This window comes from Mariniflexile sp. AS56 (assembly GCF_030552475.1).
Lineage (GTDB): Bacteria > Bacteroidota > Bacteroidia > Flavobacteriales > Flavobacteriaceae > Mariniflexile.
Genome location: NZ_JAUPED010000008.1, coordinates 224,631 through 236,843, shown reverse-complemented (window position 1 = coordinate 236,843; position 12,213 = coordinate 224,631). Strand labels below are relative to the sequence as shown.

Genomic DNA, 12,213 nt, shown 5'->3' with positions numbered 1-12,213 from the left:
AGCGATAGAAGCGGCATCCTTTTTATGCTTAACGCTGGTTGATCTTTTGTTAGAATTTCTTAGCATAAAAAGATATAACGGATAGCGCGGTTTTTATGTTTCTTAAAAACTTGCACGAATCATCTTCAGACAAGTAAAATAATTTTAATTAATGTGCCTTATAGTTTGAGATTGTTCTATTCATTAAATAGAAACACCCCTTATTCTGAAGATACAGATTAAGGGGTGTTTGGTTTAATACTAAACTTAACTCTTTTTTATTCTTTGTTTAAACGTTTGGTTATACGGCCTTTCTCCGATTCTATTATTAAAATATAAGTGGCACTTGCCAGTTTGGATACATTAATAGATGTTTGATCTCCCACATTTCTTAAATCGAAAGTTTCAATTAATCTACCGCTCATGTCATATAAGGTGGCGGTTTTTAGACTAATGAATTTTGGATTGGTTAAGTAAATGTGACTTGCAGTAGGGTTCGGGTACATTGTAATAGAACTAAGGTCAAACTCATTATCGGTAATGCTTAGCGGTGCATTAACGGTTAATTGAAAAGTACAAGTATTTATATTTGAACTTGCGTCTTGAGCTTCTATTGTTACCGTATAGACGCCTGGGGTTAATTCCGTTCCTGCAACTGGATTTTGAGTTGTATTAACTATTGGGTCTGTACAATTATCAGTAGCTTGTGCTTCTGCTGTACCAAAGTAATCTGGAACGGTATAGAGAGCCGAGGTTTGTGTTTGGTCTGCAGGGCAAGTTATAACGGGTGCAAGACTGTCGGTTATAGTTACGGTACTAGCACAACTAGATGTGTTTCCTTCTCTGTCAAATGTATAGAGTGTCTCATTAATAATATTATTGGTATTTACGCAATTAAAGGTTGTGTTTGCAGCTGTGGTTCTAATTGGCATATCAACGGTTGTAGAGAAGGTCCCCGTATCAGTATTAAGGGCGGTTATCGTCATATAGTACGTTTTTCCTGATACAAAATTGAATATACCCGTTCCTGTAGTTAAGGCTCCTGAAGTACTCCAGATTGCATTGTCGAAATACTCAGGCCTTGAAAGATATACGCCACTATTTGGAATAGGGGTTTCATCCCATATAATCATAAATAGATCATTTCCCATCGTGGTTGTACCGGTCATATTAAATGTGTATGTTCCTGTTGTAGGAACGGTGAAGCTAGACCCATGGTATGGATATAGGTTTCCATCTAAATCATCTGTAGGGCTTGAAGCAGTAAACTCCCCGTCAAAGCTCATAGTTTCAAAAGATAGAAATACGGTTCCACTATCATCTGTTGAGCCATTATTAATTTGCGTTGGTGTGAGGACTGCTTGTCCCATTGCATCCAATGGTAAAGTAATATTTTGGCAAACAGCTGTGGGAGGTAAATTGCCTATAAAAAGGTTTGAGAATGGTTCAGGTGACAATCCTGGAGGATTGGCTTGTGCATACAACCAGTTAGCAGTGTTTTCAAAGTCAGCATTGGTTACTAGTACATTACGTTTCGTTTCATCATATTCTGTGCGCACAGGAGCTGTTGAAGGAAAGCCATCTACTACTAACGCATTTAAATATATTTGTGAAGGATCTTGCGAGGTTGGAATAAGCCCTCCAGAATTTGGAGAATTTCCAGTATAAAGTACTGCGTAAATATCTGTTACGCCGTCTGAAGGATTTGAATTATTATCAGAGTAAGCATAGAACGATTCACCTGCAGTATCAATTGCAAAACTACCACTAATAAGCGTCATAGTTCCACATGCATTTCCAGAAGTGCCATTACATGTAATATTGAATACGTTAGTAGTTGTACCTGTTTCAGTAGCAACTATAACATCACCTGCTGGAATCACCGTTGCTGGTGACGTATATTGTATCACAGATTCACCACCTGAATTGAAAGTAAGTGTGGTATTATCGAATTCTTCTTCCGTAAAATAAATAATAGTATTCGCTGGAATATCTTTAATAGCTACAAATGAAAATGCATCTAGAGCAGAAGCGTCATGACTTAGGCCTGTAATGGCAACAAGTGGGTCGGAGTTACTCGTATCATCATTTGTAATACTTCCAATGGCATCATTTGGTGAACCTCCATTGTATCCTGTACCTGAAGCCAAAGCTATTTGAACCGTTTCTAGAGGTTCTACTGCAATATCTGCAATCGGCGTCACTGTTATTGTTGCACTACTGCTTCCACTAGGTATTGTCACAGAACCTGTAGTCGCATTAAAAGTATTAGTTCCACTTACCCCATAATCTCCAGGGAACGTGGCTGTGCCTCCAACTGTATAATTGATGGTGGTATCGGCGGCGGCTGTTGCTGATAACGCAAAGGTATATACCATGCCTGTTCCTGAATCTTCAGCAACACTATTTGGAGATAATGTAACGGAAGCTATCGGATTAGAAGACCCTGAGGTTATGATAATATTATTAAAGGGAACCGTTGATAATGTGGTATTAGCTTGACCAAATAACCAGTTATTCGTATTTTGAAAACTTGCTTGATCTACATCGATAGCCCGTTCACCTCCAGCAAATTTATATTCGGTTCTGTTAGGAGCTAAATTTGAAAAACCATCCACAACAATAACATTTGTATATATATTGATAGGATTTTGTAGAGCAGGAACATTACCTCCTGAAGGGCCACCACTTTCTCCTGTATATAGTAATGAATAAATAGCGGTTACTCCGTTATTTGGATCTGTATCGGTATCTGAATAAGCATAAAAAGATTCACCTGAAGTATCAATAGCAAAACTACCGCTAACAAGCGACATAGTTCCACATGCATTACCAGATGTGCCATTACATGTAATATTGAATACGTTAGTAGCTGTGCCTGTTTCAGTAGCAACTATAACATCACCGCGAACCAATCCTGCACTAGGAGTTACATAGGCAACAACACCTTCAACTCCTGAAAAGGTTAATGTTGTATTATTATATGTGTTTTCGGTAAAGTAAATAGTAGTTCCACCAGGAATATTACTTAATGCAACGAATGAAAAACCATCTAAAGCAGGCGCTGTGGAGACATGATTTAGTCCTGTAATTGCTACGAGTGGTACCGTTGAATCTGTATCATCGTTAGCAATTGTACCTGTAGCAGCACTTGGAGAGCCGCCCTCATATCCAGTACCAGCAGTAATTGTTAATATAGCTGTTTCATTTGGTTCTAAGGTTGTATCACCAACAGGTGTTAATGTAATGGAGGCTGTTGTACCTCCATTAGGAATTATAACGGTTCCTGAAGAGGCACTAAAAGTAGTCGCACCTGTTTGGGTATAGTCCGTTGTTAAGGTTGCTGTTCCTCCTACTGAAAAATTAACAGTGATGGGGCTGGTAGCAGCAGAAGCAAGCGTAAAGGTATATACCATACCTATACTACTATTTTCAAGAACAGACGTTGGTGACGTTGCAACTGTTAAAACAGGGGATGAACCTGAGAGATTTATATTGGAAAACGTTACCGTTGATAAAGCTGTATTTGATAGACCATTTAAGTAATTTGTTGGGTTTTCTAATGCAACTTTACTCACAGAAGCAGCTCTTTCTCCTCCACTATATTTATACTCTGTACGATCGGGAGGAGTGATTGTAAAACCATCAACTACAATAGCATTTGGATGATCTGGTGTTGGGCTTTCATTTGCAGGAATTGTTCCAGGTATTGTGTACATCACTGAATAAATTTCTCCAATGGCATCTCTAACATTTTCATTAGTATCGGTATACGCATATAAACCATCGCCGCCTGAAGATATAGCAAAACCACCATTACCATTTGAGCCTCCCAAAGGAGCAATAATAGCTGTTCCACAACAACTTACGGTAAACATGTTTGTGCTAGTGCCTGTTTCATTTACAAAAATAACAGTTCCTTTACTTATAGCTGAAGTAGCCGTGAATTTAACGACACCTCCTCCTGTTGTGCCTATCCCGAATGTAAACACATTTTGAGCAGCGTCATAGTCATTATGGGTAAAATAAATAATTTCTCCATTAGGTAAGTTTTCTAAGGCAACAAAAGTAAAACCGTCGGTATTGGGGTTTGATGAATTATGGTTCAGACCGATAATTGCCACCTTTTGGCTATAGCTATTGGTGACAGCAAAGAGCATACATAGTAAAATAGATAAAAAGGTAATTTTTTTCATAATATTTTTTTTAGAGTTAAGGGGTTTAAACCACAACAATCGTTTGTACAATCATAGAACTATATTTAAAAGGCTATTAAAAATAGTTGTTGCTAATACAATAGGATTGTAAAAACTTTAGTTGTGGTTTTTATGGTTATAATTGTTCTTTGGTTCATTTTTTATCTTGCAAAAAGAATCTTTTAGCTATTAACTTCTAGAAGGAAATATGCCTTCCACAGCAATACAAATGTTAATACCTAGATAAGGTGATCGATTTGAAAATGGTATGGCACCACCCGTATTTCCTGTTGTTACTGGTGCTAAATTTTGACCAGAAGTGGACGCTTCACTAAAGGCATTGGCATGACTAGCAATGTGTTGTCCAGCAGGGTTACTCTCTGCACCTATAGCTGTATTTACAGGAATACTAACAGGATGTGTGTGAGCAGGTAAGTTTTGTGTAGTAAGTGTTGTGTTTTCATTACCTCCTTTTTGTCCCAAGTTAATATTGCTTAAACCAGGGCCTGTGCCATGATTTATCATGTTACGTCCTCTTAAATCTGGGAGTGCAAATGTGGTTCGACCATCACCACCATAGGTTGTACCTAGTAGTGAAAATAGTGCTTGGTACTGTGCAATTGCTAGAAGTTGACCGTTGCATTGTGCCCACCCACGTGGTGCGAAATTAAACCCGAATGCTTGAATTTGTCCAATAAATGGTTCCATAATTTTATTTTTAATTGGTTAATATTTTTTTATTTTGAATGATAACTATTTTAACTTCTAGATGGAAAAATACCCACTAAAGCAATACAAATATTTGTTCCTAAGAAAGGTTCACGATTTGAAAATGACGTGTTATTTCCTGTGTTCGCCGTATTAAATGGTGCTAAACTTTTTCCAGCAGTTACTTCTTCACTAAACGCATTGGTGTGACTTGCAATATTTTGTCCACCAGGTGTGCTTTCTGCTCCTCCAGCAGTATTAACAGGAATACTAACTGGGTGGTTATGCGCAGGTAAGTTTTGTGGAGTAAGCGTTGTGTTTTCGTTACCTCCTTTTTCTCCCCATGTAATATTGCTTAATCCAGGACCCGTTCCAAGGTTTATCATGGTGCGCCCTCTTAAATCTGGTAGAGCAAATGTAGTTCGACCATCGCCCCCATAGGTTGTACCTAATAATGAAAATAGTGCTGTATTTTGTGAAATTGATAAAATTTGTCCTTCACATTTCGCCCAGCCACGTGGTGCAAAATTAAATCCGAATGCTTGAATTTGTCCTAAAATTGGTTCCATAATGTTAAATGTTTTGGTTAATATTAAGTGATAAATTAAAATTACTTTCTGAAGTATAAAGGCCTGTATTCATTTTAGGAAATAACTTTTTATCGCCCAAAACATTTTGGGTTTCCCAATGTTTACTTGAAATATGTGCTCTGGTATTATTAAATAGTAATTCTGTGATATAAACGCTCCCGTTTTTAGAGACTTTAAAGTAGATGCGATATTGCATGCCCAATGCTCGATTGGGCCAATTACTTATAAATTGATAGTGCCTTTCACTATCGGTTAGTATTTTGCCACGGTGCTTATATTTTGTTGATTCAGGAGAGAGGTGCCAAACTTCAATTTTAGCATTTGGAACAGGTGTTTTTCCAGTGGAATCATAAATAATACCATTTACAATCACTTCTTTTCCAAATGAAAACGAGGTACGAAGGTCTGTTTTGTACTCAGCATATTTATTATAACCTTCAAAAGGACTTTCTGGGGTTACTAAAGCACTTACCCCAGAGGGTATAGAAATGAAGGCGATGCTAGTTGTTGCCAAGACTGTATTGCTCAAAAACGATCGTCGAGAGAATGTTTGTTTCATGAAAATCGGTTTTTAGGGATTAGATTATGAATAGTTATTTCAGGACAAAATGAATTTATTAAACAAGAAATGTCACATGCTAAAAAATGTTGTGTATTTGGGAGGTAATTGGTTGGTTTTAAATCATGACACTTTCTAGTGGAGCTATGCCATGGAAGTATAGAAGTTACTTCAGATAGTGAACCTGAAAAAAATAATAGTGACATATGATTTTTATTTTTGGTTGATTAGATGAATTTCATGTTCAATAAACCAAGCCATGTGTTGATAATAAAATCTATTGTAGCTATTAATCACTAAGGAGAAAATGAAGGTATGAAAAAAAGGCGAATATTACTATATATTACGTATTAATTAACTGCTAATGATGTATTAAAAAACCTATTTAATATAGTTGTAATAATCTAACTAGTTGATATTCGGAATTACTAAAAACAAAGTTTTTATGCTTAGTTTAGTTATTTTAGCTAATAATATTTCTAAAATAGCAGGCATAATAAATGTGTATTAATTTTTATAAAAAACGGCCAAATAAAACTTCTATTTATTATCTTCAAAATCTAATTTTTTGATACTTAATGAAGGAAAATAAAGAACTGGAACTGGCTTGGGAATTTGTAAATAAAACAAATCGCTCCATTTTTTTAACGGGTAAAGCAGGTACCGGTAAAACGACATTTTTACATCGTTTAAAAAAGGATAGCCTGAAGCGCTTGGTTGTTATTGCACCAACAGGTGTGGCAGCTATTAATGCTAAGGGAGTTACCATTCATTCTTTTTTCCAAATGCCATTTGGACCTATTTTACCAGATACCGATTTAAATGCGTCTAAAGGGTTTAATAGAAAATTTAGTAAGACTAAAATCGATATTATTAAATCGATGGATTTATTAGTTATTGATGAAATTAGTATGGTGAGAGCCGATTTACTGGACGGTATTGACCGAACATTGCGCCGTTTTAGAAACAGAAACAAGGTTTTTGGAGGTGTTCAAGTATTAATGATTGGTGATTTACAACAATTATCCCCCGTTATTAGAGACAATGAATGGGATTTGTTAAAGGCATTTTATAATAACGGCTTCTTTTTTAGTAGTCATGCCTATCAAGAAAGTGAAGCTATCTCTATTGAATTAAAACATATTTATAGACAAGAAAATCCTGTATTTATAGAAATATTAAATGAGATTCGAAATAATGCCCTAACGGAAGCTTCTGCCAAAGAATTGAACAAGCGTTATATTCCAGATTTTGTTCCAGAAGCAGATGCAGGCTATATTTCTTTAACCACTCATAATAATAAAGCGGAAGCTACTAATAATGCTGAGTTGGTTAAATTAAAAACCAAAACATTTTCCTATAAAGCTGTTGTTGAAGGTAAATTCCCCGATCATGCGTATCCGAATAGCGAAAAGGTAGAATTGAAGGTAGGGGCACAGGTTATGTTTATTAAGAATGACAGTGGGCCAGAGAAGCGTTATTTTAATGGTAAAATAGGAAAAGTTATTCATCTAGATAAAGATGAAGTCGTTGTACATTGTCCTGATGACGAGTTTAATATTATTACTAAACCAGAGATTTGGGAGAATATTAATTATTCGGTAGATGCTGAAACTAAAAATATTTCCGAAGAAAGAATAGGGGCTTTTACACAAATGCCTTTGCGTTTGGCGTGGGCTATTACCATACATAAAAGTCAGGGCTTAACTTTTGAAAAAGCGATTATTGATGCGCAAGGCGCTTTTGCACATGGCCAAACCTATGTGGCATTAAGCCGTTGTAAATCTTTGGAAGGTTTGGTGCTTCAAAGTAAAATCCATTCCAGCCAGATTATTAGCGACAGACATGTGATTTCGTTCAATAAAAATGCGGAACAAAATGAACCTGATGAAGCTGTTTTAGCAATTTCAGAACGGAATTTTCAACTAGATTTAATGGTTGAAGTGTTCGGTTTTTATGAATTTTTATACCCAATCAATCGAATTTTAGATATTTTTTATAAAAACAGAACCATTGTACAAGGGCAAATTGAAGCGCCTTTATTAACTATTAAAACGGCGGTAACCCAACTTTTAAAAGTGAGTGCAGGTTTTATTGCTCAACTAAAACAACTTTCTGAAGATGAAGGTTTACCGGAACGTAGCGATTTAATTCAAGAACGTTTTATAAAAGCCATTTCTTATTTTAAAACGGAGACCGAAAATCATATTGTTGAATCATTAAAAACTTTTAATTTCACAACAGATAATAAAGCGGTTGGAGGTGATATTACTAAAAATAGTGATGCCCTGGAAGAACTTTTAGAAATTAAGCTTTTATATTTTAATAACCTGGCTAAAGGTTTCTCTACTCGGTCTTTTTTAGAACTTAGAGCAAAAGCGGTATTTATATCAAAAGAAGCTCCTAAAAAAACAAGAAAAGCGGTTGTTGATGGTACTACGAATGTAGATTTATTTGAACGCTTACGTGTACTTAGAAATGAAATTGCTGAAGAAAACGACTTAATTCATTACCAAGTTTTTGCTCAAAAATCATTGTATGAAATTTGTGAAACCTTACCATTAACGAAGGAAGAACTTAAGAAAGTACATGGTATGGGCGAGGTACGTGTTAAAAAATATGGCGATGCTATTTTAAAAGAGATTAGAGCCTATTGTGATGAGAATGGTATTGAAACCACTGAAGATGCCAATATTTTTGAGGAGTCGAAACCTAAAAAGAAGAAGGGAGACACCAAGAAAATATCTTTAGAATTGTTTAAGGCAGGTAAAACGATGACTGAAATTGCTGATGAACGTGAACTGAATGAAAATACCGTATTCGGGCATTTGGCAAGTTTTATTGCTTCAGGTGAAATTGAAGTCTCCGAATTAATGTCAAAGGAGCATTACGATGAATTACTAGAATTAATTCCGAAGAAAACTTTTGAGAATTTATCAGATTTAAAAAATCAATTAGACGATAAATACAGTTACGGCGAGATCCGCTTGGTTGTTGAAAAAACCGGAAAAAGCATTTCCTAATACTTTTCTATTTATAATTTGTGTAAGGTTAGAAATGGAAGCGGACTAATGGTTTTAGTTCAAATTATTTAATTACTTTAGTAAACCTATGGATGTTATTATACAATCGACCCTAAAAACATTAGAAAAGTCTAAAATTTTATTGAATCATTTAAATGATACTTCTTTCAGTAATGCATCGGTTGCACCGTATCACTCCAGTATAGGTACTCATATGAGACATATTTTAGATTTTTATGATTGTATTTTTAATTTGAATTTTGAAGGGTGTATTGATTTAACTGCCAGAAGCAGAAATCGAATTGTAGAGAATGCATGTTGCAGTGCCGAAACCTACTTAAATTCTATTATAGATAAGTTGAATAATTTTGATTCAGCGATGACTGATTCCGTTTTAGTAACTGATGATTTGGGTTTAGGAAAAGTAAAGATGACTTATAGTTATGGCGCCTTATTTTCACAAGCAAATAGCCATACCATCCACCATTATGCCATTATAAATTATATCTTAGAAGGTTTAAATATTTCTATAGGTGATTCAGATTTTGGATACAATCCAACAACCCCTAAACAAACCTCTTTAAGTTAGTTGCTCTTTTTAAACATACTGTCCATAATAGTACGTATGCCCTTAAAAATTAAAAATACAGCCGCAGCACATATTAAGCACGCCACAATTAATAAAGGAATGTAAAGTGAGTTTTCTTTATCACCAAGTGCCATGGTCATTAAAATAGGTCCAATAAATAAGCTTAGTAAGGCAAAAACTAAGGTTTTAACGCCTTTAAAAAGTACTGTTTTATCTGTTCTGTTAGTTTCCATTGTTGTAGTTTTTTATTGCTGAACGTACGTTTTTATGCGTTGTTAAGAGCGTTTTTGCTTCTTCTTCTGTGATATTAAGTTCAGCCATAATCATTTTAGTGCCTCTATCTACAAGCTTGTTGTTACTAAGCTGCATGTCAACCATTTTGTTGCCTTTTATATGGCCCAGTTGAATCATGGTTGTTGTAGTTATCATATTAAGTACCAGCTTTTGTGCCGTACCAGCTTTCATTCTAGAACTTCCTGTTACAAATTCCGGACCTACAATTACCTCAATAGGGTATTGCGCAGTTTGCGAAAGCGGACTGTTTTTATTACAAGTAATACAGCCCGTAATAATGTTGTTGGCGTTACAGGTTTGTAAAGCCGCAATAACATAAGGCGTCGTACCAGAAGCTGCTATACCAATAACAACATCTTTGCTTGAAATTTGATAGGATTGTAAATTTTCCCAACCTTGGGTCGTAGAATCTTCGGCAAATTCGACTGCTTTTCTAATAGCGGTATCTCCACCAGCAATAATACCTATTACTAAATCGTGCGAGACACCAAAAGTAGGAGGGCATTCTGAAGCGTCCAAAATACCTAAGCGGCCACTAGTGCCTGCTCCCATGTAGAATAGACGGCCTCCTTCTTTTAATTTTGAGACAATGACACGCACTAAAGGCTCTACTTGTGGTAGTGCTTGTTCAACTGCTAGAGGTACATTTTTATCTTCATTATTAATATTACTTAATAATTCTGAAATGCTCATCTTTTCAAGATGGTTGTAATTGGAATCCTGTTCGGTTGTTTTTATGAAACTCATACCTCAAAAGTATGAATTATTGGGCGATTTTAGTCAAAAAGAATGTTTTCAACTTCTAGTTTTTCATTATTAATAAAATCATAGAGGGTTAACTGTCTTAAAACGTAATAATCTTGCCAAAATTTTTCGAGTGAGTTTAAATATTGTAAAACGGCTTTATCTTTTTCCTGTAAAGCAATGTTTAAATCGGTAATAGTAATTTTGTCTAATACATATCTTTTCTGCGATATATCATAGCGTTTTATAGCTATTTCTTTTGCTTTTTCTGCTGTTGCTAAAAAATCTCGTTGACTAGACCAATTAAGTACGTGCAAATAAATTTCTTGTTCAAAAGCCAATTTTTCTTGGTCTATATTATTGTTAGTTAAATCTAAATCGGCTTCAGCCATTTTACGTTTCGATTTTGAAACACCCCAATCGAAAACTGGAATACTCACAGAAACAGATAGATTTTGTTGTTGATTGAAGTCGTTAAAAAGATTATCAAAGTCGTCTCCATTTTGTGACACTCCAAAATTTGCAGAAACCCCAAGTTTTAACCGATTGTTACCTTTTTGAAAAGCCACTTCTTTTTCTGCTTCTAAGCGCTTTCTTCTAAATTCTATAACCGCTTTTCTGTTGGTTTGTGCCTCTTCCAAAGCTTTATCGATGTCTACTTCAAAAAGTGGTAAATTATCAGGAATGTCTAATTGAATATTTTCTGTATTTAGCTCTAAATACCTGGCTAGATTTTGAGAAGTTCTTTTTAATTCTATCGTATTAGTTGTTACAACATTTCTAGAATTTAATAAGGTGAGTTCTACTTGTAGCAATTCATTTTCTGCAATTTTTCCAATTTTGAATCTTCCTTGTGAAATTTGATATAGAGTATCTTGATTTGATAAATTTACTTTCGCTATGTCCAACTGCATTTGTGCTTTAAGTAGTTGAAAATACCTTTGACAAGTGGTTACAGATATATCTTCCATTTTTTCAATAAAATCGCGTCGGGATTCTTCATAAATTAATGGTTCAATTTTTTTATCCCATTTAAAAGGATTGTAAAATAATGAGTTTTGATAATATCTTATGGAAAAAGGAACCACCGAATACCCAATGTTATCATCAAGTCCAAACAATTCAATACGCTCTAAATTAGAATTTAAAGAGAGCGTTCCACCAGTATATGGTATGTTTTGGGCTATAGATAATCCACCTTCCAAAAGTAATTGATCTTGATTTACAAATACGTCCTGACCTTCATCATTCGTTATTCTTCGTACTGCTTTATTATATTCAGGTAGGGTGGCATTAAACCTTAATTGAGGTAAAAAACTAGCTTTGTAATTTCTAAAACGCCAGTAGTTAGATTGATTTCTATTTAAAGTAGTTTTATAATCTGGTGATTGTTTTTGAGCTAAATTAATGGCTTCCTTTAAAGTGATTTTTTGTGATTGTGAAAAGGTTAAGCAAGGCAAAATCACTAGTAATATGAGCAATGTTTTTTTCATCTCTTTGGCTTTGTGTTCCTAGTATGTGGTGTCTATTC

At 35.0% G+C, this 12,213-nt stretch carries 9 protein-coding genes; 2 read left to right on the top strand and 7 right to left on the bottom strand.

The genetic code is table 11. The annotated features are described in order from the left end of the window. Positions 1 to 257: 257 nt before the first annotated feature. The 4 genes from Q5N74_RS11870 to Q5N74_RS11855 all read right to left on the bottom strand — a co-directional run bounded on the left by Q5N74_RS11870 (position 258) and on the right by Q5N74_RS11855 (position 6,032). Positions 258 to 4,175, bottom strand: a complete 3,918-nt coding sequence (locus Q5N74_RS11870) for a T9SS type A sorting domain-containing protein (protein ID WP_304389036.1) — start codon at positions 4,173 to 4,175, stop codon at positions 258 to 260. A gap of 189 nt (positions 4,176 to 4,364) precedes the next feature. Further along, a complete protein-coding gene (locus tag Q5N74_RS11865) occupies positions 4,365 to 4,883 on the bottom strand; it encodes a phage tail protein (protein WP_304389035.1) in 519 nt (172 codons plus the stop codon). 50 nt (positions 4,884 to 4,933) lie between these two features. Continuing rightward, on the bottom strand, positions 4,934 to 5,452 hold the full coding sequence (locus tag Q5N74_RS11860) for a phage tail protein (protein WP_304389034.1): 519 nt from the start codon (positions 5,450 to 5,452) through the stop codon (positions 4,934 to 4,936). Between the two features lie 4 nt (positions 5,453 to 5,456). Next, the gene (locus Q5N74_RS11855; RefSeq protein WP_304389033.1) at positions 5,457 to 6,032 is read right to left on the bottom strand and encodes a hypothetical protein; all 576 of its coding nucleotides are present in this window, start codon (positions 6,030 to 6,032) and stop codon (positions 5,457 to 5,459) included. Between the two features lie 578 nt (positions 6,033 to 6,610). Here Q5N74_RS11855 and Q5N74_RS11850 point away from each other — a divergent pair. Continuing rightward, complete coding sequence (locus Q5N74_RS11850) at positions 6,611 to 9,055, top strand: helix-turn-helix domain-containing protein (protein ID WP_304389032.1); 2,445 nt, start codon at positions 6,611 to 6,613, stop codon at positions 9,053 to 9,055. Between the two features lie 88 nt (positions 9,056 to 9,143). Next, the gene (locus Q5N74_RS11845) at positions 9,144 to 9,644 is read left to right on the top strand and encodes a hypothetical protein (RefSeq protein WP_304389031.1); all 501 of its coding nucleotides are present in this window, start codon (positions 9,144 to 9,146) and stop codon (positions 9,642 to 9,644) included. Here the strand turns inward: Q5N74_RS11845 and Q5N74_RS11840 are convergent. From Q5N74_RS11840 to Q5N74_RS11830, 3 genes are read right to left on the bottom strand one after another with little or no spacing between them, the layout of a single operon-like run. Then, on the bottom strand, positions 9,641 to 9,877 hold the full coding sequence (locus tag Q5N74_RS11840; protein ID WP_304389030.1) for a DUF6095 family protein: 237 nt from the start codon (positions 9,875 to 9,877) through the stop codon (positions 9,641 to 9,643). The genes Q5N74_RS11845 and Q5N74_RS11840 overlap by 4 nt on opposite strands. Beyond that, a complete protein-coding gene (gene murQ / locus Q5N74_RS11835; RefSeq protein WP_304389029.1) occupies positions 9,867 to 10,685 on the bottom strand; it encodes an N-acetylmuramic acid 6-phosphate etherase in 819 nt (272 codons plus the stop codon). Before murQ ends, Q5N74_RS11840 begins: the two co-directional genes overlap by 11 nt. A 29-nt stretch (positions 10,686 to 10,714) precedes the next feature. Beyond that, positions 10,715 to 12,175, bottom strand: coding sequence for a TolC family protein (locus Q5N74_RS11830; protein WP_304389028.1), 1,461 nt, complete (start codon positions 12,173 to 12,175; stop codon positions 10,715 to 10,717). Positions 12,176 to 12,213 lie beyond the last annotated feature (38 nt).

Excerpts from the sequence above, each read along its gene's own strand:
- Q5N74_RS11840 (WP_304389030.1), bottom strand. The coding sequence starts at position 9,877 with ATGGAAACTAACAGAACAGATAAAACAGTACTTTTTAAAGGCGTTAAA.
- Q5N74_RS11845 (WP_304389031.1), top strand. The coding sequence starts at position 9,144 with ATGGATGTTATTATACAATCGACCCTAAAAACATTAGAAAAGTCTAAA.
- Q5N74_RS11855 (WP_304389033.1), bottom strand. The coding sequence starts at position 6,032 with ATGAAACAAACATTCTCTCGACGATCGTTTTTGAGCAATACAGTCTTG.
- Q5N74_RS11860 (WP_304389034.1), bottom strand. The coding sequence starts at position 5,452 with ATGGAACCAATTTTAGGACAAATTCAAGCATTCGGATTTAATTTTGCA.
- murQ (WP_304389029.1), bottom strand. The coding sequence starts at position 10,685 with ATGAGTTTCATAAAAACAACCGAACAGGATTCCAATTACAACCATCTT.
- Q5N74_RS11850 (WP_304389032.1), top strand. The coding sequence starts at position 6,611 with ATGAAGGAAAATAAAGAACTGGAACTGGCTTGGGAATTTGTAAATAAA.
- Q5N74_RS11865 (WP_304389035.1), bottom strand. The coding sequence starts at position 4,883 with ATGGAACCATTTATTGGACAAATTCAAGCATTCGGGTTTAATTTCGCA.
- Q5N74_RS11830 (WP_304389028.1), bottom strand. The coding sequence starts at position 12,175 with ATGAAAAAAACATTGCTCATATTACTAGTGATTTTGCCTTGCTTAACC.
- Q5N74_RS11870 (WP_304389036.1), bottom strand. The coding sequence starts at position 4,175 with ATGAAAAAAATTACCTTTTTATCTATTTTACTATGTATGCTCTTTGCT.